Consider the following 23,350-nt stretch of genomic DNA (forward strand, 5'->3'; position numbering starts at 1 on the left):
TATCTGCTGTAATCAAGCAAAAGAGCCACCCGTTGCGGTGGCTCTTTTGCTTGATACGGCATTTGTGGGAAGGCCGGGCATTGCACTGCCATGCGCTGAGCGACTGATCTAAGCCATATTGCGTATGGCTTGTTCAATCAGGAGGATCGGCTCCGGTGTTCTGGTTCGGAAGTCGGCACTGGCGCTGCCAAGCAGAACATGGATATCCACGACGCTATCCTCCGGCATGAACATGATCAGCGAACACGCTCTCCTGAGTTTGGAAACGACCTGCCTTGCCTTCTCTTCATCCACGCCGGGCAGGGCCATCAGGAACTGCGTGTTGCCGTGGCGCCCGAGGGTGTCGTAGGTGCGAATGACACTTCCCATCGTCCTGGAAAGTTCAGCGAGCAGCGTATCTGCCGCCAGCGATCCGTATCGATCCTGAATGGCGTCAAAACCAGCGATTTCTGCGACCAGAACGGTCAACGGGGTTTGTTGATGAAAAGCGCGGATGGTCTCGCGCTCCAGTAATTCGCGCGTAGTTTCCGAATTCCATAGATTGAGTTTGGCATCGAGCATTGCACGGCGAGCTTCGTCATCGTGGTTCGCGACGAGGCCTGCCTGCGTATCGCTCAATTCCCTGGCCATGAGTGCGAGTTCGGCCCATTTCCCCAAATCGTCGAGGGCTTGCAGCTCTGACGGGGCCAGCAGCCGAGGAATCCGGTCGATAAGACAAAGTGTGCCGATATTGAATCCTTCCCGGTTTTTCAGCGGCCGTCCGGCATAGAAGCGAATCCCTGGTTCGCCAAGCACGAGAGGGTTGTCGGCAAACCGTTCATCCTGGGTGGTGTCCTCGATGACAAAAATCTCATCGCCGAGAATCGCATGGCCACATAACGAAATATCGCGGGGGGTTTCACGCAGCGGCAAGCCGAGACAGCTCTTGAACCATTGGCGGTTGTGATCGACCAGGGAGATCAAGACGATGGGGGTCTGAAAAATCAACTTTGCCGTGCGCGTCACACTATCCAGCGCACCCTCATCCGGGGTGTACAGCAGTTGCATACGCCGGAGGGACTCAAGGCGTTTCGTCTCGTCAGCCGGTAACAGCGGTGGTTGCATGGTCCTGTCTATTCCTTTCCGTGCATCATCTCAATCCGATTCCTGCCCGTTTGTTTAGCCCGATACAGCAGTTGATCGACGGTTTGAATGAATTCGATGGCCGTCATGCCTTCCGTCGGGATAACGGTTCCGGCGCCGATGCTGACTGTGACCCGCTGATCGTGTGCGGATCGGGCGTGAACGATCGCGAGTTTACCGATCAAGCGCTGACAGCGTTGGGCGACTCGCTCCGCACCAAGACGGTCCGTTTCAGGCAGTAGAATCACAAACTCCTCACCGCCGAAGCGTGCCACAAGATCGCGAGGGCGAACGGCCGCGAGATTCAGCGTACGCGCAATTTCCGTCAGGCATTGATCGCCCTGAATATGTCCGTACAAATCGTTGTACTGCTTGAAGAAATCAACATCCAGGAGCAGTAATGACAGCGGCAGCCGGCTTCTGCTCGCGCCGTCCCACTCCCGCTCCAGGCTGGAGTCAAACTGCCGTCGATTGGCGATACCCGTCAGCCCATCCTTGAACGACAGTGCTTCCAGTTCCTTTTGTAGCGACAACAGCTTTTCTTCGTTTTTCTTGCGTTCGCTGATGTCGAACATGAAACCGATCAGCGACTCAACATCGCCCTGGGCATTGCGCACGACGTGAACGACATCCCGTATCCAGACATAACCGTTATCCTTGGTCAGCGCCCGGTAGTCAGCTTCGTGATCGACCCCGGCCTTCGACTGGGCGACGCAGAAATTCACCACGTGCTCTCGATCTTCCGGATGGATGCGCATCGCCCAGTCGTTTGCCGACTGCCAGCTTGCCTGGCTCCAACCCAGTAGCGGCTCGATCTGAGGGCCGATATAGGCAAAGGTCATTGTCTGCCAGTCAATTTTCCAGGGGATGGCCTTGGTCGATTCCAGCAGGGTCTTGTAAACGGCACTCTCGCTGCTCAGGTCGCTGACATCGGACATGTGGGGGATTCCCTTGATTGGCTTGTTGCGTTGGACATAAACGGGGCCCGGGAGTCGCGCTGAAATCTGCCTCAACTGCCGGACTGCAGTATGGCTCAGGTCATCGCTGGATTTCCAGTTCTCACCGCTTTGTCGCCTTGGGTGGCGTTGACGCGGGAACGCCGGTTTGGTTTCCGGTTTTGCCGATATGACCTTCTGGCGCCTGCTCCTCACGCAACGGCGATTATCTTCGGATCGCCTGTCATACCCCGGTCATTTATGATGTGGTATTCCAATAGGGATCGGCAGACGGGGTCTGTCGGCATGCGAGATCAGGCAAGGGAGAAGCGGGTGAATATTCTGGTGACGGGCGGGGCCGGCTACATCGGTTCGCATACCTGTGTGGAATTGCTGGCTGCAGGGCATGCGGTAACGGTGTTCGACAATTTTTGCAACAGCCATCCCGAGAGCCTGGCCCGGGTCGGGCGGATTGCCGGCCGCGAGGTTACGTTGGTGCGCGGCGATGTGCGCGATCGTACGGCGCTGGTGAGGGCCCTGCAGTCAAGCCGGGCGGAGGCGGTGATTCATTTCGCCGGCCTGAAGGCGGTCGGCGAATCCGTCGAGCAGCCGCTGGCCTATTACGACAACAACGTGGTCGGCACGCTGCGCCTGCTCGAGGCGATGCGCGAAACCGGGGTGCGTTCGCTGGTTTTCAGTTCCTCGGCCACGGTCTATGGCGATCCGCTGCGCTTGCCGCTGACCGAGGATCATCCGCTGTCGGCGACCAATCCCTACGGGCGGAGCAAGTTGATGGTCGAGGAGATCCTGCGCGACGCCTATCGGGCCGATCCGGCCTGGCGCTTCGGGATCCTGCGCTATTTCAACCCGGTCGGCGCGCATCCGAGCGGCCTGATCGGCGAGGATCCGCAGGGAATTCCCAACAACCTGATGCCTTTTGTCGCACAGGTCGCAATCGGGCGACGCGAATACCTGAATGTCTGGGGCGACGATTACGACACGCCGGACGGAACCGGTGTGCGCGACTACATCCATGTCGTCGATCTCGCCCTCGGCCACCTGGCGGCGCTCGATTACCTGCGCGAGCATGCCGACTGCGTTGCCATCAATCTCGGAACCGGGCGCGGCTACAGCGTGCTGGAAATGGTGGCGGCATTCGCCCAGGCAAGTGGCCGGCCGGTGCCCTATCGCATCGCACCCCGGCGGCCGGGGGATATTGCCAGTTGTTATGCCGACCCGGCGCTGGCCGAGCGGCTGCTCGGCTGGAAGGCAGAACGCGGGGTCGACGCGATGTGCGTTGATGGCTGGCGCTGGCAGAGCGGCAATCCGCAGGGCTACGCCTAGCCGCCGGCGACTCCGGGTTTCAAGTGTTGCCGGCCTCGTAGGCGGCGAGCGTCACACCGGCATGGGTCAGCACCTCGCGGATCGCCTTGATGTCGTTCTTGCTACAGGTACTGCTGTTGTGCGGGTGGTGCAGGAAGGCTTCGACCTTATTCAGGGTGATCTTGAAGCGTGCACCATGCGAGGGCTCGATTTCGGCCCCGAGGTGATGGAGCAGGGATTCAATTTCCCGCCAGTGGATGTTGGCCGACGGTGGGTCCTGGAAGATGCTGCGCATCAGGTGGGCGTGCTTGTGACTCATGATGAAGCTCCAAGCTGATTGGTGCTCCCGATTTTATGCCTTCGGCACGCCGGCGTCAGGCCAAAACCACCTTCAGCAGGGCCAGCGTGAGCAAAGTGTACCCGGCCGCAACAAGATCATCGGCCATCACCCCAAAGCCGTTCTTGACGTGCGCGTCAAAATAACGCGCCGGTTGCGGCTTGGTGATGTCGAAAAAGCGAAAGAGGCCAAAGGCGGTGAGTTGCCAGAGGAAGCTGTCCGGCGTCATCAGCAGGACGAGCCAGAAGGGCACGATCTCGTCCCAGACGATGCTGCCGTGATCCGGGTCGCCCAGCGCCTTGCCGGTGACCTCGATGAACCAGATCCCGGCCAGGTAGGCGACAACGAGCAGGCCGAGCAGTGGCAGTTCCTCGAAGGCGGGCCGGAACAGCGCGAAGCTGAGCCAGGCGAACAAGGTGCCGAAGGTCCCCGGCGCTTTCGGTGCCAGCCCGCTGCCGCAACCGAGCGCGAAGAAATGCGCCGGGTGGGCGAGCAGGAAGGCAAAAGTCGGCTTACGCGGCAAAGTGATCGTATCCCTTGCGCGCGAAGCTGACCGGCTTGCTGTCCGGATCGTAGACCGTGACGTCGCCGGCCGGGCCAGCGACGATCTCGCCGATGTGCCAGAGCGGCAGCTCCAGGCGGGCGGCGATCTGGGCGATGGTCAGGCTGAGCGGGCCGGGGGCGGTGAAACACAATTCGTAGTCATCACCGCCGGCCAACTGGCATTCGAGTGCGAAGCGGCGCAGGTCGGCATCGTAGCGTTCGCCGCTACCCGCCACGTCCCGCAGGTGCGGCAGTTGCACCAGTTGGATGGCGGCGGCGCAGTGGGAGCGTTCGCAGATATGGCCGAGGTCGGCCAGCAGGCCGTCCGAGACGTCGATGGCCGCCGTCGCGATGCCGAGCAGTGCCTGGCCGAGCGCAACGCGGGGGCGCGGTTTTTCCAGGGCGGCAACGCATAGGCGCGGCCAGGGTTCGGGTAATTTGACCCTGCCCTGGAGGTGGGCGAGGCCTAGCGCGGCCAGGCCAGGGCGGCCGGAAACCCAGATCTGGTCGCCGACTTGGGCGCGGTCGCGGCGCAGGGCCTGGCCGGGTTCGACTTCGCCCATGGCGGTGATGCAGACGTTGAGCGGCCCCTTGGTGGTGTCGCCGCCGATCACGTCGACGCCGTATTCTTTGGCGCAGGCGAAGAAGCCATCGGCAAAGGCAGCGATCCACGCTTCATCGACCGCCGGCAGGGCGCCGGCCAGCGTCACCCAGCGTGGTGTGGCGCCCATCGCGGCGAGGTCGGACAGGTTGACGGCGAGCGCTTTCCAGCCGAGGTTCTTCGGGTCGGTGTCGGGCAGGAAGTGGGTGCCGGCGACCAGCATGTCGGTGGTCACCGCCAGCTGCTTGCCCGGCGTCGGCTGAACCAGGGCGCAGTCATCACCCGGGCCGAGAACGGCCGATGGGGTAGGCCGGGCGAAGTACTTGTCGATCAGGGCAAACTCGCCGGCCATCGGCTTATTTTTTGGCTTGCTTGCGGGCTGCGACTTCGTCCGGGCGCAGGATGGCTGCAACCTTGTCGAGCACGCCATTGACGTACTTGTGGCCGTCGGTGCCGCCGAAGGCCTTGGTCAACTCGATGGCCTCGTTGATGATCACGCGGTAGGGGGTTTCGGGATGGTTCTGCATCTCGAAGGTGCCGAGCATCATCACGCAGGCTTCGACCGGCGACAGCTCGTTGAACGGGCGGTCGATGTGGGCGGCGATGCGCTCGGTCAGCGCGGCCTGCTGGCCAATCACGCCGCGCAGGGTGCCGACGAAGAACTCGCGATCGGCCTTGGCGAAGCCTTCCATTTCGGGGGCGTAGGCTTCGATGGCAGCCTCGTCGGCGCCGCCGACACGCCACTGGTAGAGGCCCTGTAGCACGAATTCGCGTGCCCGGCGGCGGGCCGATTTCGGCGGCGCCTTGACCTCTTGGGGATGCTCGCTGTCGCTCATGAAGGTAGTCATTGGTTCAGCGCCTTTTGCAGATTGGCCATTTCGACGGCAGCCTGGGCGCAATCGGCACCCTTCGGCTGCATGCGGACTTCGGCCTGTTCGTCGGTGTCGCAGGTCAGGATGCCGTTGGCGATGGGCACGCCGGTATCCAGCTGGACTTCCATGATGGCGCGGCAGGCGTCGTTGGACACTACTTCGAAGTGGTAGGTGTCGCCACGGATGACGGCGCCGAGGGCGACCAGCGCATCGAAGCTGCCGCTCTGCGCCATGGTCTGCAGCACCAGCGGGGCTTCCAGGGCACCGGGAACGGTGGCGATGGTCATGTCGGCATCGGCGACGCCGAGGCGCTTCAATTCGGCGATGCAGGAGGACAGCAGGCCTTCGCAGACCGGCAGGTTGAAGCGACACATCACGACGCCGACCTTGAGGCCGGCACCGTTCAGGTTGCTGTCGTATTCGAAAACGTTGTCGAAGCGAGACATGATTCAGAGCTCCGCAGGAGAGGAAACGAAGCCGGTGACTTCGAGGTCGAAGCCGGCCATGGAGGGCATCTTGCGCGGGCTGGAGAGCAGGCGCATCTTGGTGACGCCAAGGTCGCGCAGGATCTGGGCGCCGATGCCGTAGCTGCGCGGGTCCCACTTGGCCGGGGCGCTCGGGGCGGTGCCGGTCAGGCGGGTGAGGATGGCCTCGCCGTCTTCCGGACGGTGCATCAGCACGATGACGCCGTGGCCGTGCTTGGCCAGCGCGGCTTGCGCCTGGTCGATCGAGAAGGCCTGGCGCTTGCTGGCCGGGTCGAGGAAGTCGAGAACCGAGAGCGGCTCATGGACGCGGACCAGCGTTTCGCCACCGGCCGGGATCGTGCCCTTGACCAGGGCCAGATGGGTGGCGCCGCTCGCCTGATCGACGAAAGCGTGCAGCGTGAATTCGCCGTGCGCGGTGTCGATGGTCTTGCTGGTGACGCGCTTGATCAGGGTTTCCGACGAGGCGCGGTAGTGGATCAGGTCGGCGATGGTACCGATCTTGATGCCGTGTTCCTTGGCGAACTCGATCAGCTCGGGCAGACGGGCCATCGTGCCGTCGTCGTTCATGATTTCGCAGATGACCGAGGCGGGCTCCAGGCCAGCCATGCCGGCCAGGTCGCAACCGGCTTCGGTGTGGCCGGCACGAACCAGCACGCCGCCTTCGCGGGCGGTGATCGGGAAAACGTGGCCGGGCTGCACGATGTCGTCGGCAACGGCGTTCTTGGCCACGGCCACCTGAATGGTCCGGGCGCGGTCGGCGGCGGAAATGCCGGTGGTGACGCCCTCGGCGGCTTCGATCGAGACGGTGAAGGCTGTGCCATAGACGGTGCCGTTGTTGCGTGCCATCTGGGTCAGGCCCAGGCGCTTGCAGCGTTCGGCGGTCAGGGTCAGGCAGATCAGGCCACGGCCGTACTTGGCCATGAAATTGATGGCTTCCGGCGTGATGTGTTCGGCGGCCATGACGAGGTCGCCCTCGTTTTCGCGGTCTTCTTCATCGACCAGCACGACCATGCGGCCGGCTTTGAGTTCGGCGACGATTTCGGCGGTGCTGGCAATGGCGGGATGGGGGGGCATGGGGGTGTCCGGGAACAGCAAAGGGGGTGCTATTTTCGCAGAAACAGCGCGTTAGCACATGACTTTAGTGACCGTGGAGCGTGTCCGCTAGGGTAGGTAGGCCTCGACCTGGATACGCAGCCGTACCTCGTCGCCAATGAAAGGCAGGCCATTGTTCAAGCCGAAATCAGAACGTTTCAGGCTGGCCACGGCATCCGCCCCGCAGCCGCGTTTGCGGTTGGCCAGATTGAGTCCGCACTTGAAGCGCGTCACCTCGAGGCGCAGCGGTCGCATTGCGCCGCGCATGACGAGGGTGCCGTCGACGGCGCTCAGTGTGTCGTCGCGGAAGATGAGCTTGTCGCTGCGGAACAGGATGTCGGGGAAAGACTGGGTGTCAAACCACGCGTCGCCGCGCAGCACGTCGTCGCGCAGGGCGAACCCGGTATCGAGCGAGGTAGCATCGATACGGATATCGATCCGCCCGCTTTGCTGCACGGGGTCGAATTCGATGCTGCCGCTGCTCCGGTTGAACTGGCCGCGCTGGGTCGAAAAGCCGAGGTGATCGATTTCGAAGCTGGCGTAGGTGTGTGTCGGGTCGATGACGTATTCGGTGGCCTGGACGCTGGGCAGCGTGAAGGCCAGCAGCGGGGCAATCAGCAAACGGAACATGGCGGGAGGCACGGTGGGACGATGCCGTTCGGACAACATGGCCACTGGGCCGTTCCCCGTATTTCGGGGTAGCATCGCTGCCCATGCGTCATGCCCTCCTCTTTTCCGTCTTTGTCATCGCCTCCTGCGGCCTGGCTTACGAATTGATCGCCGGGGCGTTGTCGTCCTACCTGCTGGGCGATTCGGTGATGCAGTTCTCGACGGTGATCGGCACCTACCTGTTCGCGATGGGCGCCGGGTCGTGGTTGTCGAAATACATCACGCGCGACCTGATTGGTCGTTTTATCCAGATCGAACTGATGGTTGGTCTGCTCGGTGGCTTTTCGGCAGTCGGCCTGTTCATGGTTTTTATCTGGTTGTCGGCGCCATTCAAGCTGGTGCTCTATCTGGTGGTGTTCGGGGTTGGCGTGCTGGTCGGCCTGGAGATCCCGCTCGTCATGCGCATCCTGAAGCGCGAACTGGCCTTCAAGGATCTGGTGTCGCAAGTGCTCACGTTCGACTATCTCGGCGCACTGGCCGTCTCCATTCTCTTCCCGCTGATCCTGGCGCCGTATCTTGGCATGGTGCGCACCGGCCTGTTGTTCGGCCTGCTGAATGTGGCGGTCGCGCTGTGGGCGGTACATTTGTTCCGCGAACAACTGCCGGCCCGGCGCAGCCTGTTGCTGCAAAGCTGGACCGTCTTCGGGGTGCTCACCGCTGGTTTTGCCGGAGCCGGACAACTGACGAGCCTGGCCGAAACGCATCTCTATGCGGACGAGATCGTTCATGCCGAAAGCACACCTTACCAGCGCATTGTCGTCACCCGCTGGCGTGACGATCTGCGCCTGTTCCTCAACGGCAACCTGCAGTTTTCATCGCACGACGAATACCGCTACCACGAAGCCCTGGTGCACCCTGGCCTGGCTGCGCTACCGGGCGCCCAGCGTGTGCTGGTGCTGGGCGGCGGCGATGGACTGGCGGTCCGGGAAATCCTCAAGTACCCACAGGTTGAGTCGATCACGCTGGTCGATCTTGATCCGGCGATGACGAATCTGTTCTCGACGGCGCCGGCCCTGGTCGCGTTGAACCAGGGGGCGCTCGGCTCGGAACGGGTCAAGGTGGTCAATGCCGATGCGCTGCAATGGCTGGAGGAAAGCCGGGACTATTTCGATTTCATCGTCATCGACTTTCCCGATCCCTCCAACTTTGCACTGGGCAAGTTGTACAGCGCGGCGTTCTACCGTCTGATCGAAAAGCGGCTATCGGCCAACGGCCTGCTCGTCGTGCAATCGACCTCGCCGCTCTACGCCCGGCAATCGTTCTGGTGCGTCGTGACGACGCTGGAGAGTGTCGGCTTCAAGACGGCGCCCTACCATGCGCAGGTGCCGTCCTTCGGCGAATGGGGCTACATCATCGCCGGCCGGCAGGCGTTCACGCCGGCCACCATCGATGCGACGAAAACCCGCTACCTGACGCCGGAAACGCTTCCCGGGCTGTTCGCCTTCCCGGCCGACATGGGACGCATACCGGCCGAGATCAATCAGCTCAACAACCAGGTGCTGGTGCGCTATTTCGAAAGCGAATGGCGCAAGGTCATTCGCTAGCGCCCCCGGGGCGTCAGACGTTGAACAGGAAGTTCAGCACGTCGCCATCCTTGACGACATATTCCTTGCCTTCGGCGCGCATCTTGCCGGCTTCCTTGGCGCCCGCCTCGCCCTTGTAGGCGATGAAGTCGTCGAAGGCGATGGTCTGGGCGCGGATGAAGCCGCGTTCGAAGTCGGTGTGGATGACGCCAGCTGCCTGCGGGGCGGTGTCACCGGCATGGATGGTCCAGGCGCGCACTTCCTTGACGCCGGCCGTGAAGTAGGTCTGCAGGCCGAGCAGCTTGTAGCCAGCGCGGATCAGGCGGTCGAGGCCGGCTTCATGCAGGCCCATCGACTCCAGGAAGTCCAGCTTGTCGGCCTCGTCGAGGTCGGCGATCTCGGCTTCGATCGAGGCGCACAGCGCGACGACTTGCGAGCCTTCCTCGGCGGCGTGGGCTTCGACCTTGGCGAGCAGCGGGTTGTCGGTGAAGCCGTCTTCGGCCACGTTGGCCGCGTAGAGCACCGGCTTGGCGGTGATCAGGCAGAAGGGCTTGAGGCTGGCCCATTCCTCCTTGGACAGGTCGAGGCCGCGTACGGCCTTGCCCTGGTCAAGCTGGGCAAAGCACTTTTCCAGCACAGCGACCAGGATCTTGGCTTCCTTATCACCTGAGTTGGCGGGGCGCTTGTAGCGGTTGAGGGCCTTTTCGACCGTCGCCATGTCGGCCAGCGCCAGTTCGGTGTCGATGACCTCGATGTCGCGGATCGGGTCGACGCTACCGGAAACGTGGATCACGTTCGGATCATCGAAGCAGCGGACGACATGCACGATGGCATCGGTTTCGCGGATGTTGGCCAGGAACTGGTTGCCCAGGCCTTCGCCCTTCGAGGCGCCGGCGACCAGGCCGGCGATGTCGACGAATTCGACGATGGCCGGCTGGATGCGCTGCGGCTTGACGATCTCGGACAACTGGGCGAGGCGCGGATCGGGGACCTCGACGATGCCGACGTTCGGTTCGATGGTGCAGAAGGGGTAGTTGGCCGCTTCGATGCCCGCCTTGGTCAGGGCATTGAACAGGGTGGATTTGCCGACGTTGGGCAGGCCGACGATACCGCATTTCAGGGACATGGTTTTTCCTTTGGAATGACCGATTAGACGGCTTTGCCGTGCAGGTGTCTTTGGGCGCCGGCGTAGTCGCCGGCTGAGAGTTGGGGCCAGGTGTGCAGGCAGCGGGCCAGGGCGTGCTCGATGTCCGGTAGTTCTTCCTTGCGCGGTTGGTGCAGCACGAAGTCGGCCACCGGTTGCGCCAGGCCGAGGGTGCGCGGGTGGCCGATGCCGATGCGCAGGCGCCAGAAGTCCGGGGTGCCGAGCTTGGCCTGGATGTCTTTCAGGCCGTTATGGCCGCCATTGCCGCCACCCTGTTTGAGGCGGATGCCGCCGGGCGGCAGGTCGAGGTCGTCATGGATGACCAGCACCTCGGCCGGGGTGATCTTGTAGAAATGAGCCAGCGCCGCGACCGCCTGGCCGGAGCGGTTCATGTAGGTGGTCGGTTGCAGCAGCCAGACGTCGCCTTCACGACCGGCCTTGCCGAAAAACTTGCCCTGCGGGGCGAGCGAAACCCTCAGCTTGTCGGCCAGTTGGTCGACGAACCAGAACCCGACGTTGTGGCGGGTGGCTTCGTATTCCGGCCCGGGGTTGCCGAGGCCGACGATGAGGCGGGGAGCGGTCATGCGTGCAGTCGTGAAAAGGCCGCCGGGGCGTTATGCCTGCGGCGGCCAGAGTATAGCGGAGCGCGCGGATTACTCGGCGGCAGCTTCGCCTTCGGCAGCCTGGGCGCCGCCCTTGCCGACGATGCTGACCACGATCGGGTCTTCGTCGCCGTGCTTGACCAGGGCAACACCGGCCGGCAGCTTGACCTGGGAGGCGTGGATGTTGTCACCGACGTTCAGGGCGCCGAGGTCGACTTCGATGAACTCCGGCAGATCCTTGGCCAGGCAGTGGATGTCCAGTTCGGTGGTGACGTGGTTCACCAGGCCGCCATTCAGCTTGACGCCCGGGCCGGCTTCTTCGTTGACGAAGTGCAGCGGCACCTTGATATGCAATTCGTGGGTGGCATCGACGCGCTGGAAATCGACGTGCAGGATCAGTTGCTTGTAGGCGTGCGTCTGGTAGTCGCGCAGCAGGACTTGTTCTTTCTTGCCATCGATGACCAGGTTGATGATCGAAGAGTAGAAGGCTTCCTTCTTCATCTTCAGCAGCAGGTCGTTGTGGTTGGTTTCGATGGCGACCGGAGCGGCCTCACCACCGTAAACGATGCCAGGCACCGTGCCGGCGCGACGCAGGCGGCGGCTCGCACCCGTTCCCTGCAACGAACGCGCATTGGCGATAACTTCGAATTGCATGTTGATACTCCAGAGTGTTTCCCGGTCCGCGACCAGAGCGGGAAGGTTTAAAAAACTTAATCGATGAACAGCGACGACACGGAGTCGTCGTTGCTGATGCGGCGAATGGTTTCGGCCATGATCTCGGCGACCGACAACTGGCGGATGCGCGGCGAAGCGGCGGCATCGTCGCGCAGCGGAATGGTGTCGGTAACAACCAGGGCGTCGAGGTCGGACGAATTGACGCGCTCGACGGCCGGGCCGGACAGCACCGGGTGGGTGCAGTAGGCGACGACCTTCTTGGCACCGTTGGCCTTGAGGGCCGTGGCGGCCTTACACAGCGTGCCGGCGGTGTCGACCATGTCGTCCATGATGATGCAGGTGCGGCCATCGACCTCGCCGATGATGTTCATCACTTCGGAGACGTTGGCCTTCGGGCGGCGCTTGTCGATGATCGCCAGGTCGCATTCGAGGCGCTTGGCCAGCGAGCGGGCGCGGACGACACCGCCGTGATCCGGCGAGACGACCAGCGGGTTTTCGTAATTCTGCTTACGGATGTCGTCGAGCAGGATGGGCAGAGCGTAGATGTTATCGACCGGAATGTCGAAGAAGCCCTGGATCTGTTCGGCGTGCAGGTCCATGGTCAGCACGCGGTCGACGCCGGAGGCGACGAGCATGTTGGCGACCAGCTTGGCGGCGATGGGCACGCGCGAAGAGCGCGAACGACGGTCCTGGCGGGCGTAGCCGAAATACGGGATGGCAGCGGTGATGCGACCGGCCGAGGCGCGCTTCAGGGCGTCGACCATGACCAGCATTTCCATCAGGTTGTCGTTGGTCGGGGCGCAGGTGGATTGCAGTACGAAGATATCGCGACCGCGAACATGTTCCTGCAGTTCGACGGAAACTTCGCCATCCGAGAAGCGGCCGACATTGGCGCGACCCAGGTCGACGTTGAGCTGTTGAGCGACATCGGCGGCCAGCTTCGGGTTGGCGTTGCCGGTGAAGACCATCAGGCTGTTGTAAGCCATTTCCACATTCCTCCGGACTATTTGCATGCGCACTGCATTCGCCCGCCACAATGAAAATCGGGCAGGCTTGTGACCTGCCCGAAGGAAGCTTGGCTGAGGAGGAAGGATTCGAACCTTCGAATGCCGGAATCAAAATCCGGTGCCTTGACCAACTTGGCGACTCCCCAGCGGGTTGCTCGAACGGGTTCGCGTTCAAGCGAGGCGCGAATAATACAGGAGGCGATTGCGAAAATCCAGCCCTTTTACTGAATTTTTGCGAGCGGATGTTCTGCCAGGCCGTCGGCGACCCAGCCGCGCAGGCTTGCCGGCAAGTGCGCCAGGGCAGCTTCGGCCGCGCGGCGCTCGGCAAACCCGGCGAAAACACAGGCGCCGGAGCCGGTCATCATGGCCTGCGGGGCCTGTGTCTTCAGCCAGGCCAATGCTGCGGCGACGGCTGGAAATTTGGCAGAGGCCACGGTTTCCAGATCGTTGTGACCGTCGCCGTGTTGCCATTCCCCCGGACGGATAGCCGGGGTGTCGCGCTTCAGTTCGGGTGCGCCGAAGATGGCGGCGGTGGGGACATGGGCTTCGGGTTGGAGGACCAGATAGCTTTCCGCCGGCAGGTCGACATCGGTGAAGGCTTCGCCAATGCCTTCGGCGAAGGTGTTGCGGCCATGCACGAAGACTGGCACGTCGGCACCCAGCGTCAGGCCGAGCCGTTCCAGCTCGGTTCGGCTGAGGCCGGTCTGCCACAGGTGGTTGAGGGCGAGCAGCACGGTGGCGGCATCGGACGAGCCGCCCCCCAGGCCACCGCCCATCGGCAGGTGCTTGGTGAGGTGAATCGTTGCGCCTTGGCGGCAGCCGGTAGCCTGTTGCAGCAGGCGGGCGGCGCACACGGTCAGGTCGCTGTCGGCTGGCACGCCGGGAATGGGTGTGGCGAGCACGATGTGGCTGTCTTGGCGCGGTGCGAAATGCAGGGTATCGGCGCGGTCGATGAAGCGAAAGACCGTTTGTAGCAGGTGATAGCCATCGGGCCGGCGGCCGACGACGTGCAGGAAGAGGTTGAGCTTGGCCGGGGCGGGCCAGGAGCTGTCCCAGGTCCAGCGGGTCACGGGTGTTCCTTCCATTCTTCGATGCGCAGCTTGAGTTCGATCTCGCCGGGGCGGCTGATGGTCAGGCGGGCGGGCAGCGCGTCCGGCCGTCCATCGTCATACACGTAGTCGATGCGCCAGCCGGCTTCATGCAACTGGCCGGGGCGGCCCTGGGCGTCGGACAGGATGCGGGCGTTGCCGCCGGAGCGGCCGAGCAACCAGGCGGGCAGGCGGGCGACCGGCAGGCGCAGGCCGGTCACTGCCTCGATCAGGGCATCCGGGTCGGGCGAGGTGTGCTCCTGGCCGTCTGCCGTGCGCAAGCGTGCGCCGTTCGGGGCGCTGTCAATTTCGGCCACGCCGTAACCGAGCGGGTTGGCGAGCAGGATGCGATCATGGCGGTCGCGATGCGACCAGGTCAGGCGTCCGCCGGAGCTCTGCGCGGCCTGCCCGGGCGGTGTGGCGCGCAGGGCGAAACGGCTTTCCAGCACGAAGTCGCGCATGGCGTCGCGTGCCGGCAGGGTGGGGGGGGGGAGCGTGGCGCAGCCGGCGAGCAGGCCGAGCGCCAGGGCTGTGGCCGCAGTAAAACGGGCGATCAAGGCAGCAGTTTCTTGACGGTGGCAGCCAGCGCTTCGTTTTCCGGATGTGCCTTGTAGGCGTCCTGCAGGATGCGGCGGGCTTCGTCCTTGCGCTCCAGGGTCCACAGCACTTCACCGAGATGGGCGGCGATTTCCGGGTCGGCCTTGATGCGGAAGGCTTTTTCCAGGGTCTGGAGGGCTTCCGGCAGCTTGCCCAGGCGGAAGAGCACCCAGCCCATGCTGTCCATGATGAAGGGGTCTTCTGGTGCCAGGCTGAGCGCCCTGGCGATCAGGTCGTGGGCCTCCGGCAGGCGCTGGTTGCGTTCGGCCAATGAGTAGCCAAGGGCGTTGAGAGCGTGAGCGTGGTCGGGTTTCAGGGCGAGCAGATGCTTGAGGTGCATCTCGAGGATTTCCGGCTTGCCGATGCGCTCGGCGGTCAGGGCCGCTTCGTAGAGCAGTTCGCTGTCGTTGGGCTGCGCTGCCAGCGCACGGTCGAGCACGATGTAGGCTTCGTTGTGCCGGCCGGCTTCTCGCAGCAGCTGGGATTCGGCGAGGGTCAGCTGGATGCGCTCGGCCGGCGTGCCGGCCCGGGTGTTGGCCAGCAATTCGCGTGCTTCGGCGTTCTTGCCCTGTTGCATCAGGATCTGGGCGGCGCGCGAACGGGCGGGAACGAACTGTTCGCCGCCGGTGACCTGCCGGTAGTGGGCGAGCGCGGCATCCGGCTGCTTCTGCTCCTGTTCGAGCTGGCCGAGGAAGAAGTGGATCGTGCTCTTGTCGGGGAAGTCGGTTTTCAGCAGGTTTTCGAGCTGGCTGCGCCCGGTCGTGGTATCGCCCTGCTGCAGGGCGAGCATGGCGACCGGGTAGATCACTTCCGGATTGTCCGGGTGGTCCTTGACCAGGCGGTCGAAGTGCCGGCGCGATTCCTCGTAGCGTTTCTCGCTGATCAGCAGGCGGGCCAGCGTCAGGCGAGCCTCGTTGGCGGCCGGGTTGTGGCCGACGAAATCGTCCAGGCTGTCAATGGCGGTTTTCGCCGAGAGGCGGGCCTGCAGCTGGGCGCGGGCAATGGCGGCGGTTTCCCAGTTCGGGCGCAGCTGCAATGATTTTTCGGTTTCGGTCAGGGCGCGCAGGTTGTCCCCGGCCGCGGCGGCGGCCTGGGCCATGGCGAAATGCGCCTCGGGGAGCGTGTTGTAGGGCGTGGCCAGCCTGTCGATCAGGCCCTGAACGGCCTTCTTGTCCGTGATTCGGCCCAGCATGCGGTTCAGGTGCAGCAGGTTGTTGCCGACATTGGCCTTGTCCTGGGCAAGGAGGGCGGCCATTTGAGGGGCCAGTTCATCGATGCGGTTGGCCATGACCAGGAGCGACGACTGGGTCTGGCGGGCGCGGGTCGAGTCCGGCTCGACTTCGAGCCACAGGCGGGAGAGCTCCAGCGCGCGGTCGTACTGACGTGCGAAGCCGGCGATCTCGGTGGCACGGGCGATGACTTTCGGGTCGCGGGTGCGCACCGCGAGGTCGGCCCAGGCATCGGAGCCGAGTTTGGCGTCGCCGCGCTGCAAGGCAAATTCGCCGACCAGGGCCTGGAAAACGGTGCGGGCCAGGAGGTCTTCACCGACCGGTTGCGCCGCCGCGCGCTTGGCGGCGGGGCGGGACGGCTTTTCGCCGGCGGCCAGGGTGGTTCCCCCGTGGGTCAGGCCCAGGGCAAGGGTGATGGCGGCGGCGAGAAACTTCGGTTGCATGGACGGCTTTCGATCGAAGAGGGGCAGGCAATGTGCATTTGAACGCATAAAATCCGATTAGTTTGCGATGTTATTTGGGATTGTGCGGAGGGACAAGCGATGCCGGAATTGCCGGAGGTGGAAGTCTGTCGGCGGGGGATCGAGCCGGAACTGGCCGGGCAGACGGTGGTTGGTGTGACGCTGCGGGCGCTCCGCCTGCGCCAGCCGATTTCGCCCGAACTGGTCGACCTGCTGCCCGGCTGCCGGATCGTCGCGGTGCGCCGGCGCGGCAAGTATCTGCTGATCGATTGCCGGCGGGCGGGCGTTGAGGGAACACTGATCATTCATCTCGGGATGTCAGGCAACCTGCGTTTCGTGCCGCCCGGCTTGCCGCCGGAGAAGCACGATCACGTCGATCTGCTTCTGCCGACGCAGATCCTGCGCTTCGCCGACCCCCGCCGCTTCGGCGTCGTGCTCTGGCAGGCCGGACCGCCGGAACAGGCTGAGCGCCACCCGCTGCTGGCCAGTCAGGGCATCGAGCCACTGTCCGACGGTTTCTCGCCAGGCTGGCTGCATGCCGCGCTCGCCCGGCGCAGCGGGCCGATCAAGCCGATCCTGATGGACAGCCATCTGGTGGTCGGCATCGGCAACATCTATGCTTCGGAAAGCCTTTTCCGCGCCGGTATCTCGCCATTGCGGGCGGCGAACCGGATCAGTCGGGCGCGCTACGAAATCCTTGTTCCGGCGATTCGCGAGACGCTGGCCGATGCCATCGCCGCTGGCGGCAGCAGCATCCGCGATTACGTGCACAGCGACGGCGGGGCCGGTTGCTTCCAGATTCAGGCCGGGGTGTACGACCGGGCCGGCGAGTCGTGCCTGCGTTGTGATGGCGTGGTCAGACAAATTCGCCAGGCGGGGCGCAGCACCTATTACTGCGCGGGCTGCCAGCATTGAAAAGCCCCTGCAAGCCCCTGTTTTTTATGCTAGATTGCATATTCCGTCCGTCTTCGGGAAGAAATCTATGTCACTGGCCGATCAATTTGCCGCCTACTCCGCCTGGCGTTCCCGTCTCGCCGCTCATATCGGCGAACTGCAGCACTGGCTGGGGCAGAACGAACTGTCAGATGCCCAGAGCGACCTGCGCCTGGCGCAACTGCTCGAGCGCTTGCGCGAAGACCGACTCAACGTCGCTTTCGTCGCCGAGTTCTCGCGTGGCAAGTCGGAACTGATCAACGCCATCTTCTTTGCCGATTACGGCAACCGCATGCTGCCCTCGTCGGCGGGGCGGACCACCATGTGTCCGACCGAGTTGCTGTTCGACAGCAACAAGGCGCCGAGCATCGAGTTGCTGCCCATCCAGACGCGTTCGTCCAATTCCAGCGTCAGCGAATACAAGCGTTTTCCGGATGAGTGGTCACGCATGCCGCTCGACACCGACTCGCCGGATGCGATGCAGGATGCGCTGCGCCATGTCAGCCAGACGACCCGCGTCACGCCGGAAGAGGCGGCCCGCCTTGGTTTCGAGGTCGGCGAAGGCCAGGTCGAGTTGTACAGCGTCGGTGAGGACGGCCTGGTCGAGGTGCCGCGCTGGCGCCACGCGATGATCAATTTTCCGCATCCCCTGCTCAAGCAGGGCCTGGTCATCCTGGATACACCGGGCCTCAACGCCATCGGCGCCGAGCCGGAACTGACCCTCTCCCTGTTACCTAACGCTCATGCCGTGCTCTTCATCCTGGCAGCCGATACCGGCGTCACCCAGTCGGACATGGCCATCTGGCGCGAGCACATCTGCAACGGCGGCGTCGCCAAGCGCGGCCGCATGGTCGTCCTGAACAAGATTGACGGCCAGTGGGACGAGTTGAAGACGCCGGAAGAGATCGATGCCGAAATCCGCCGCCAGGTCGAATCCAGTGCCAACACGCTGGATCTGCCGGCCAGCCAGGTCTTCCCGGTGTCGGCCCAGAAGGGCTTGGTCGCCAAGATCACCGGCGATGCCGCCCTGCTCGACAAGAGCCGCCTGCCGCTGCTGGAAGCGGCGCTGTCCAGCGAACTGATCCCGGCCAAGCGCGACATCGTTTGTGAAAGCACGGAAAGTGAGTTCGGTGATGTCAGCCGGCGCGTGCGCGGCCTGCTCGAGTCGCGGTTGACCGGCTTGCGCGAGCAATTGACCGAATTGACCGAGCTGCGCGGCAAAAACAAGGGTGTCGTCGAATACATGATGGGCAAGGTGCGGGCCGAGAAGGAGGAATTCGAGTCCGGCCTGCAGCGCTACTACGCGGTGCGCAGCGTCTTCTCGACGCTGACCAACAACCTGTTCGGCCACCTTGGCCTCGATGTCCTGCGCCAGTTGACCCATGAGACGCGCACGGTGATGGAGGAGGCGGCCTTCTCCAAGACCTTGTCGGATGCGATGGCGAATTTCTTCGCCCAGGCGCGGCAGGCGCTGAGCAAGTCGAGTGGCGAAATCAACGAGATCCTGGCCATGATGGAGGCGGTCTACAAGAAATTCGCCGTTGAGCACGGCCTGAAGCTGGGTTCGCCAACGAGCTTCTCGCTATTGCGCTATGAAAAGGAACTGGATCGCCTGCAGGCGTGGTGCGATGATCATCTGAACACCATGCTCAGCCTGCTGACGCACGACAAGAAGAACATCACGCAGAAATTCTTCGAGGAGGTCGCGGTACAGGTGCGCCGTGCCTTCGAGCATGCCAACCGTGACGCCGAAGTCTGGCTACGCGCCGTGATGGCACCGATGGAAACGCAGGTTCGCGAGCACCAGATCCAGTTGAAACGTCGCCTGGAGAGCATCAAGCGCATCCATCAGGCGACCGATACGCTGGAAGACCGCATCGCCGAACTCGAGAGCGTCGAGAAGGGCCTCCGCCAGCAGATCGACGCCCTCGAGGAAATTGTCGGCCGCGTCCAGGAAATGCTGGTGCCGCAGGCTGACCGGGTTTTGCAGGCTGCCTGACGGAGACGCCCCGACCGGCCAATAAAAAACCCGCGACGATCGCGGGTTTTTTATTGGGAGCGGGAAAAGCTCAGGCGCGCTTGTTGCCGGTGAGTTTTTCGTACTTGGCCCACAGTTGATCCTCGGTTTCCACATGGTTGGGATCCTTGGGGATGCAATCGACGGGGCAGACCTGGACGCACTGCGGTTCATCGTAATGGCCGACGCACTCGGTGCACTTGTTCGGGTCGATGACGTAGATTTCCTCGCCCTGGGAGATCGCCTCATTCGGGCACTCCGGTTCGCACACGTCGCAGTTGATGCACTCGTCGGTAATAATCAGAGACATAGCTGTTCCTCTCTCGGTTAAGCAGTGATTTTCGCCCGCAGGCGCTTTTCTACACAAGGTTGCACAAATTTGCTGACATCGCCGCCCAGTCGGGCGATTTCACGCACCATGGTAGCGGAGATGAACATATATTGCTCGCCGGGGGTCAGAAACACGGTTTCGACTTCCGGGTAGACGCTGCGGTTCATGCCCGCCATCTGGAATTCGTATTCGAAGTCGGATACGGCGCGCAGACCGCGCACGACCACCTTGGCGCCCTTCTCATGCACGAAGTTCATGAGCAGCGAATTGAAACCGAGGACCTCGACATTCGGCAGGTCGTGGAGGATCTCGCTCGCCATCTCGACGCGGTCGGCCAGCGAAAAGCGCGGCTGCTTGGCCGGACTTTCAGCAATCGCCAGGATCAGCTTGTCGAACAGCGAGGCGGCGCGCCGTACCAGGTCTTCGTGACCCCGGGTGATCGGGTCAAAGGTGCCCGGATAGATCGCGATGCGATGATTCAGTTTGTTCAAGTGGTTTGCCGCCGCAACAAGTGAAAGTGAACTTCCCCCGCCTTGCCCTGGCGCACCGTGCGCCATTCGCCAAGCGATTCGATTTCGTGCTCCGCTTCGACGTAGATCGCTGCGTCTTCGTTCAGGGCGCCGGGAAGTAGTGGTTCCAGGCGGGCAATCCAGCCTTTTTTGTAGGGAGGATCGAGGAAGATCAGGTCGAATTTCGCCTGCGTCGAGACCAAATATTGTAGCGCATCCGAACGAATGATCTCCACAGCGGCTGGTTTATGCAGCAATTCGTGGTTTTCATGCAACGCAGCGAGCACTCTGGGGGCCTGTTCGACCATGACGACACGCGCCGCGCCGCGTGAGGCCGCTTCGAAGCCGAGCGCCCCGCTGCCAGCGAAGAGGTCGAGGCAGTGCCAGCCGTCGAGATCCTGGCCGAGCCAGTTGAACAGCGTTTCGCGTACCCGGTCCGGCGTCGGACGCAGGCCGATGCTGTCGGGAAAGCGCAGGACGCGGCGGCGGAACTCGCCGCCGACGATGCGGACCGCGTTCAATCCGCCGCCACCGTGACGGTGATCAGGTTTTCCGGCTTGACCCGGCGCGCGAAGGCTTGCCGGACATCGTCGGCCGTCACGGCCTGCACTTTGGCCTGGTACTGGTCGAGATAGTCGAGCGGCAGGCCGTAGAAGCCGATGACCGCGACGTTGTCGAGAATCTTCTTGTTGCTGTCCAGGCGCAGCGGGAAACTGCCGGTCAGGTTGGCCTTGGCGGCTGCCAGTTCCTCATCGCTTGGGCCATCCTTCAGGAAGCCGTCCAGCACGTCGCGCGCGACCTTGATGGCGTCCTTCGCCTGGCTGCGCTTGGTTTGCAGACCAATCTGGAAGGGACCGGTCTGCCGCATCGGAGCGAAGTAGGAATACACACTGTAGGCGTAGCCGCGCTTGTCACGTACTTCCTTCATCAGGCGGGAGACGAAGCCGCCGCCGCCCAGCGTGTAGTTGCCGACGAGGAGCGGGAAGAAATCCGGATTGCCGCGTTCGATGGCCGGCAGGCCGAGGTAAATGTGGGCCTGGCTGGCCGGATGGGCGAGCTGGGTTAGACCACCCTTCGGCAGGCCGGGGGGGGCGGGCAAGGGGGTGACGGTGCCGCGCGGCAAGCCGGCGAGCAGCTTCTCGACAATGCCTTCGGCCTCCTGGCGGGACAGGTCGCCGACCAGGGTGATCGTGGCGTTGGCGGCCGTGTAGTAGCGGGCGTGGAAGGCGGCGAGATCGTCGCGGTTCAGGGCCGCGACACTCTCCGGCGTGGCTTGCCGGCCGTAGGGATGGTCGGGATAGAGCGCCTCCCAGAAAGCTTTGCCGGCGATGCTGTCCGGCCGTGTCATCGCCTCCTTGAGGCCGGCGATGGTGCGGGCCTTCTCGCGCTCGAAGATGGCGGCATCGAACCGCGGGGCCTGGATGACCGTCTTCAGGATGTCGAGGGCTGGTTCGCGCTTGTCACGGGCGGCCAGCGTACGCAGCGCGACGCTGGCGCGGTCGGTGTCGGCGCCCCCTCCGAGGTTGGCGCCGATGTCGGCCAGTCGTTCGGCGATGGCGGTTTCATCCAGCTGGCCGGCGCCGTTGTCGAGGGTGGCGCGGGTCAGGGCGGCAAGGCCGGATTTGCCTGCCGGATCGAACAGGGAACCGGCGGCAAAATCGACTTGCACGTCGAGCATGGGCAGGACGCGGCTTTCGACGAAATAGACGCGGGCGCCGGAGGACGAGACCCAGTGCTCGATCTTGACGCCAGCCAGGGCGGCCTGGGTGAGCAGGAGGGCGAAGACGGCGGCAATCAATCGTTTCATGGTTGCTTTCATCAGTGACGGGTGGCGACGGCCGGGCGGCGCGGCTTGCCGTCGAGCGGTTGCGGATCGAGGACGCCGACGGTCAGGGCGTCGTCGTTGAAATACTTTTGGGCGACGGCCTGGACTTGCGCTGCGGTGACCTGCTGCAACTTGTCCAGCATGCGGTCGATTTTCCCATAGGGCAGGCCGACCGCCTCGATCTGGCCGATTTCCATGGCCTGGCCGAACATCGAATCCTTCTTGTATACCTCGCCGGCAATCAGTTGCGCCTTGGCCCGTTTCAGTTCGACCTCGCTGACGCCTTCCTGCTGGACGCGGGCGATTTCGGCGCGCAGAGCGGCCTCCAGGTCGGCGACGGTTTTTCCTTCCGACGGCGTGCCGTGCAAGTAGAGCATGCCCGGGCCGCGCGCCGTGTTGTCGTAGTCGATGCCGGCGGTCAGGGCGATCTTGTCCTCGCGCACCAATTTCTTGTTGAAGCGGGCGGCATCGTGGCCGTCGAGGATGGCGGCCAGCATTTCCAGCGCGTACGGGTCACTGTCCTTGTCCACGTCGCGCAGGATGGGCGCCTTGTAGCCCATGATCAGCACGGGCAGTTCGGCTGGCGCCTTGACGGTGACGCGGCGGCTGCCCTCCTGCTTCGGCTCGATCTGCTGGCGGCGCGGCGGCAGGGCGCGGCCTTCGAGCGGGCCGTAGTAGCGCTCGGCCAGTGCGAAAACCGTCTTGTGATCGACGTCGCCGGTGATCACGACATAGGCGTTGTTGGGGACGTACCAGGTGTCGTACCAGGCCTTGGCGTCGGCGGCGGTCATGTTTTCCAGGTCGTTCATCCAGCCGATGATCGGGCGGCGGTAGGGATGGGCCTGGAAGGCGACGGCATTCATCTGCTCGAACAGCTTGGCCTGCGGGTTGTCGTCGGTGCGCATGCGACGCTCCTCCATGACGACCTTGATCTCCTGCTCGAATTCCTTGGCATCGACGTTCAGGTGGCGCATGCGGTCGGCTTCGAGTTGCATCATGTCGGCCAGCTTTTCCTTCGGGATCTGCTGGAAATAGGCTGTGTAGTCGCGGCTGGTGAAGGCGTTATCCCGGCCGCCGGCAGCGGCGACCCGCTTGTTGAACTCGCCCGGGCCGACGCTCGGCGTGCCCTTGAACATCATGTGTTCCAGCACGTGGGCGACGCCCGAGGCACCATCGACCTCGTCCATGCTGCCGATGCGGTACCAGACCATCTGCACGGCGGTCGGGGCGCGGTGGTCTTCCTTGACGATGATGCGCAGGCCGTTCTTGAGCGTGGTTTCGTAGGGGTTGGCGGTGGCGACGGAAGCGAGCCCGGCTGCCAGCAGGAGAGTGAGCAGGTATTTGAGACGCATGGGGGAGTAGGGCTTTCTGCTAGAATTCACGGCTGATTTTGCATCGAACCGGACGGCATCTTAACGGCTCGCCGTCCG

Annotated in this window: 25 protein-coding genes and 1 tRNA gene; 4 read left to right on the forward strand and 22 right to left on the reverse strand. The window is 63.5% G+C overall.

The annotated features are described in order from the left end of the window. Window positions 1-108 precede the first annotated feature (108 nt). Window positions 109-1,104 (reverse strand): GGDEF domain-containing protein, encoded by a 996-nt coding sequence (locus K420_RS18335; RefSeq protein WP_051452992.1) that lies wholly within the window; start codon window positions 1,102-1,104, stop codon window positions 109-111. Between the two features lie 8 nt (window positions 1,105-1,112). After that, on the reverse strand, window positions 1,113-2,060 hold the full coding sequence (locus tag K420_RS0106595; protein ID WP_027457376.1) for a sensor domain-containing diguanylate cyclase: 948 nt from the start codon (window positions 2,058-2,060) through the stop codon (window positions 1,113-1,115). Between the two features lie 303 nt (window positions 2,061-2,363). Between K420_RS0106595 and galE the strand changes: the two genes are divergently transcribed. Continuing rightward, on the forward strand, window positions 2,364-3,401 hold the full coding sequence (galE, locus tag K420_RS0106600; RefSeq protein WP_408605864.1) for a UDP-glucose 4-epimerase GalE: 1,038 nt from the start codon (window positions 2,364-2,366) through the stop codon (window positions 3,399-3,401). Between the two features lie 19 nt (window positions 3,402-3,420). On the opposite strand, the gene K420_RS0106605 is transcribed toward galE, so the two are convergent. From K420_RS0106605 to K420_RS0106635, 7 genes are all read right to left on the reverse strand, one after another. Continuing rightward, a complete protein-coding gene (locus tag K420_RS0106605; RefSeq protein WP_027457378.1) occupies window positions 3,421-3,699 on the reverse strand; it encodes a type II toxin-antitoxin system HicA family toxin in 279 nt (92 codons plus the stop codon). 55 nt (window positions 3,700-3,754) lie between these two features. Continuing rightward, window positions 3,755-4,240, reverse strand: coding sequence for a phosphatidylglycerophosphatase A family protein (locus K420_RS0106610; RefSeq protein WP_198293813.1), 486 nt, complete (start codon window positions 4,238-4,240; stop codon window positions 3,755-3,757). Further along, a complete protein-coding gene (gene thiL / locus K420_RS0106615; protein WP_027457380.1) occupies window positions 4,230-5,213 on the reverse strand; it encodes a thiamine-phosphate kinase in 984 nt (327 codons plus the stop codon). The genes K420_RS0106610 and thiL overlap by 11 nt, the downstream gene beginning before the upstream one ends. A 4-nt stretch (window positions 5,214-5,217) precedes the next feature. After that, a complete protein-coding gene (gene nusB, locus K420_RS0106620) occupies window positions 5,218-5,709 on the reverse strand; it encodes a transcription antitermination factor NusB (RefSeq protein WP_084019583.1) in 492 nt (163 codons plus the stop codon). Then, on the reverse strand, window positions 5,706-6,179 hold the full coding sequence (ribH, locus tag K420_RS0106625; RefSeq protein WP_027457382.1) for a 6,7-dimethyl-8-ribityllumazine synthase: 474 nt from the start codon (window positions 6,177-6,179) through the stop codon (window positions 5,706-5,708). The genes nusB and ribH overlap by 4 nt, the downstream gene beginning before the upstream one ends. Before the next feature lie 3 nt (window positions 6,180-6,182). After that, entirely contained in the window at window positions 6,183-7,292 is a 1,110-nt protein-coding gene (gene ribBA, locus K420_RS0106630) for a bifunctional 3,4-dihydroxy-2-butanone-4-phosphate synthase/GTP cyclohydrolase II (RefSeq protein ID WP_027457383.1), read from the reverse strand. A gap of 87 nt (window positions 7,293-7,379) precedes the next feature. Beyond that, entirely contained in the window at window positions 7,380-7,940 is a 561-nt protein-coding gene (locus tag K420_RS0106635) for a YceI family protein (protein ID WP_027457384.1), read from the reverse strand. 83 nt (window positions 7,941-8,023) lie between these two features. Here K420_RS0106635 and K420_RS0106640 point away from each other — a divergent pair, with 83 nt between their 5' ends. After that, window positions 8,024-9,523, forward strand: a complete 1,500-nt coding sequence (locus K420_RS0106640; protein ID WP_027457385.1) for a polyamine aminopropyltransferase — start codon at window positions 8,024-8,026, stop codon at window positions 9,521-9,523. A gap of 13 nt (window positions 9,524-9,536) precedes the next feature. Here the strand turns inward: K420_RS0106640 and ychF are convergent, their stop codons facing one another. From ychF to K420_RS0106680, 8 genes are all read right to left on the reverse strand, one after another. Continuing rightward, entirely contained in the window at window positions 9,537-10,628 is a 1,092-nt protein-coding gene (gene ychF, locus K420_RS0106645; protein ID WP_027457386.1) for a redox-regulated ATPase YchF, read from the reverse strand. Window positions 10,629-10,651: 23 nt separating this feature from the next. Then, the gene (gene pth / locus K420_RS0106650; RefSeq protein WP_027457387.1) at window positions 10,652-11,230 is read right to left on the reverse strand and encodes an aminoacyl-tRNA hydrolase; all 579 of its coding nucleotides are present in this window, start codon (window positions 11,228-11,230) and stop codon (window positions 10,652-10,654) included. 69 nt (window positions 11,231-11,299) lie between these two features. After that, complete coding sequence (locus tag K420_RS0106655) at window positions 11,300-11,902, reverse strand: 50S ribosomal protein L25/general stress protein Ctc (protein WP_027457388.1); 603 nt, start codon at window positions 11,900-11,902, stop codon at window positions 11,300-11,302. A gap of 56 nt (window positions 11,903-11,958) precedes the next feature. Continuing rightward, window positions 11,959-12,909: a ribose-phosphate pyrophosphokinase gene (locus K420_RS0106660; protein WP_027457389.1), complete on the reverse strand. Its 951-nt coding sequence runs from the start codon at window positions 12,907-12,909 to the stop codon at window positions 11,959-11,961. A gap of 90 nt (window positions 12,910-12,999) precedes the next feature. Then, window positions 13,000-13,076, reverse strand: a tRNA-Gln gene (locus tag K420_RS0106665). Between the two features lie 75 nt (window positions 13,077-13,151). Then, the gene (gene ispE / locus K420_RS0106670) at window positions 13,152-14,015 is read right to left on the reverse strand and encodes a 4-(cytidine 5'-diphospho)-2-C-methyl-D-erythritol kinase (protein ID WP_051452993.1); all 864 of its coding nucleotides are present in this window, start codon (window positions 14,013-14,015) and stop codon (window positions 13,152-13,154) included. After that, complete coding sequence (gene lolB / locus K420_RS18340; RefSeq protein WP_051452994.1) at window positions 13,997-14,575, reverse strand: lipoprotein insertase outer membrane protein LolB; 579 nt, start codon at window positions 14,573-14,575, stop codon at window positions 13,997-13,999. Before lolB ends, ispE begins: the two co-directional genes overlap by 19 nt. After that, entirely contained in the window at window positions 14,572-16,287 is a 1,716-nt protein-coding gene (locus K420_RS0106680; RefSeq protein WP_051452995.1) for a tetratricopeptide repeat protein, read from the reverse strand. Before K420_RS0106680 ends, lolB begins: the two co-directional genes overlap by 4 nt. 99 nt (window positions 16,288-16,386) lie before the next feature. On the opposite strand from K420_RS0106680, the gene mutM reads away from it, so the two are divergent. Next, on the forward strand, window positions 16,387-17,220 hold the full coding sequence (gene mutM, locus K420_RS0106685; RefSeq protein WP_027457392.1) for a bifunctional DNA-formamidopyrimidine glycosylase/DNA-(apurinic or apyrimidinic site) lyase: 834 nt from the start codon (window positions 16,387-16,389) through the stop codon (window positions 17,218-17,220). A gap of 67 nt (window positions 17,221-17,287) precedes the next feature. Beyond that, entirely contained in the window at window positions 17,288-19,237 is a 1,950-nt protein-coding gene (locus tag K420_RS0106690; RefSeq protein WP_027457393.1) for a dynamin family protein, read from the forward strand. Window positions 19,238-19,307: 70 nt separating this feature from the next. Here K420_RS0106690 and K420_RS0106695 read toward each other — a convergent pair whose 3' ends face one another. Genes K420_RS0106695 through K420_RS0106715 form a run of 5 tightly spaced genes read right to left on the reverse strand, consistent with a single transcriptional unit; the run spans window position 19,308 to window position 23,272 of the window. Further along, entirely contained in the window at window positions 19,308-19,565 is a 258-nt protein-coding gene (locus tag K420_RS0106695) for a YfhL family 4Fe-4S dicluster ferredoxin (RefSeq protein WP_027457394.1), read from the reverse strand. 17 nt (window positions 19,566-19,582) lie between these two features. Continuing rightward, window positions 19,583-20,068: a pantetheine-phosphate adenylyltransferase gene (gene coaD / locus K420_RS0106700; RefSeq protein ID WP_027457395.1), complete on the reverse strand. Its 486-nt coding sequence runs from the start codon at window positions 20,066-20,068 to the stop codon at window positions 19,583-19,585. Between the two features lie 5 nt (window positions 20,069-20,073). Continuing rightward, a complete protein-coding gene (gene rsmD / locus K420_RS0106705) occupies window positions 20,074-20,616 on the reverse strand; it encodes a 16S rRNA (guanine(966)-N(2))-methyltransferase RsmD (RefSeq protein ID WP_027457396.1) in 543 nt (180 codons plus the stop codon). Then, a complete protein-coding gene (locus tag K420_RS0106710) occupies window positions 20,613-21,902 on the reverse strand; it encodes a M16 family metallopeptidase (protein ID WP_088177867.1) in 1,290 nt (429 codons plus the stop codon). Before K420_RS0106710 ends, rsmD begins: the two co-directional genes overlap by 4 nt. 11 nt (window positions 21,903-21,913) lie before the next feature. Continuing rightward, window positions 21,914-23,272 (reverse strand): M16 family metallopeptidase, encoded by a 1,359-nt coding sequence (locus K420_RS0106715; RefSeq protein ID WP_027457398.1) that lies wholly within the window; start codon window positions 23,270-23,272, stop codon window positions 21,914-21,916. Window positions 23,273-23,350: the final 78 nt, after the last annotated feature.

The sequence above is a fragment of the Dechloromonas agitata is5 genome (assembly GCF_000519045.1).
In the GTDB taxonomy this organism is placed as follows: Bacteria; Pseudomonadota; Gammaproteobacteria; order Burkholderiales; family Rhodocyclaceae; genus Azonexus; species Azonexus agitatus.

What these genes read in the sequence shown, in the direction of transcription:
- K420_RS0106640 (WP_027457385.1), top strand. Translation starts at nt 8,024, where the DNA reads ATGCGTCATGCCCTCCTCTTTTCCGTCTTTGTCATCGCCTCCTGCGGC.
- galE (WP_408605864.1), top strand. Translation starts at nt 2,364, where the DNA reads ATGCGAGATCAGGCAAGGGAGAAGCGGGTGAATATTCTGGTGACGGGC.
- K420_RS0106710 (WP_088177867.1), bottom strand. Translation starts at nt 21,902, where the DNA reads ATGAAACGATTGATTGCCGCCGTCTTCGCCCTCCTGCTCACCCAGGCC.
- ribH (WP_027457382.1), bottom strand. Translation starts at nt 6,179, where the DNA reads ATGTCTCGCTTCGACAACGTTTTCGAATACGACAGCAACCTGAACGGT.
- K420_RS0106595 (WP_027457376.1), bottom strand. Translation starts at nt 2,060, where the DNA reads ATGTCCGATGTCAGCGACCTGAGCAGCGAGAGTGCCGTTTACAAGACC.
- K420_RS0106715 (WP_027457398.1), bottom strand. Translation starts at nt 23,272, where the DNA reads ATGCGTCTCAAATACCTGCTCACTCTCCTGCTGGCAGCCGGGCTCGCT.
- K420_RS0106660 (WP_027457389.1), bottom strand. Translation starts at nt 12,909, where the DNA reads ATGGCTTACAACAGCCTGATGGTCTTCACCGGCAACGCCAACCCGAAG.
- nusB (WP_084019583.1), bottom strand. Translation starts at nt 5,709, where the DNA reads ATGACTACCTTCATGAGCGACAGCGAGCATCCCCAAGAGGTCAAGGCG.
- thiL (WP_027457380.1), bottom strand. Translation starts at nt 5,213, where the DNA reads ATGGCCGGCGAGTTTGCCCTGATCGACAAGTACTTCGCCCGGCCTACC.
- K420_RS0106655 (WP_027457388.1), bottom strand. Translation starts at nt 11,902, where the DNA reads ATGCAATTCGAAGTTATCGCCAATGCGCGTTCGTTGCAGGGAACGGGT.
- K420_RS0106635 (WP_027457384.1), bottom strand. Translation starts at nt 7,940, where the DNA reads ATGTTCCGTTTGCTGATTGCCCCGCTGCTGGCCTTCACGCTGCCCAGC.
- K420_RS0106695 (WP_027457394.1), bottom strand. Translation starts at nt 19,565, where the DNA reads ATGTCTCTGATTATTACCGACGAGTGCATCAACTGCGACGTGTGCGAA.
- K420_RS0106605 (WP_027457378.1), bottom strand. Translation starts at nt 3,699, where the DNA reads ATGAGTCACAAGCACGCCCACCTGATGCGCAGCATCTTCCAGGACCCA.
- pth (WP_027457387.1), bottom strand. Translation starts at nt 11,230, where the DNA reads ATGACCGCTCCCCGCCTCATCGTCGGCCTCGGCAACCCCGGGCCGGAA.
- ispE (WP_051452993.1), bottom strand. Translation starts at nt 14,015, where the DNA reads ATGGAAGGAACACCCGTGACCCGCTGGACCTGGGACAGCTCCTGGCCC.
- ychF (WP_027457386.1), bottom strand. Translation starts at nt 10,628, where the DNA reads ATGTCCCTGAAATGCGGTATCGTCGGCCTGCCCAACGTCGGCAAATCC.
- mutM (WP_027457392.1), top strand. Translation starts at nt 16,387, where the DNA reads ATGCCGGAATTGCCGGAGGTGGAAGTCTGTCGGCGGGGGATCGAGCCG.
- K420_RS18335 (WP_051452992.1), bottom strand. Translation starts at nt 1,104, where the DNA reads ATGCAACCACCGCTGTTACCGGCTGACGAGACGAAACGCCTTGAGTCC.
- ribBA (WP_027457383.1), bottom strand. Translation starts at nt 7,292, where the DNA reads ATGCCCCCCCATCCCGCCATTGCCAGCACCGCCGAAATCGTCGCCGAA.
- K420_RS0106690 (WP_027457393.1), top strand. Translation starts at nt 17,288, where the DNA reads ATGTCACTGGCCGATCAATTTGCCGCCTACTCCGCCTGGCGTTCCCGT.
- K420_RS0106680 (WP_051452995.1), bottom strand. Translation starts at nt 16,287, where the DNA reads ATGCAACCGAAGTTTCTCGCCGCCGCCATCACCCTTGCCCTGGGCCTG.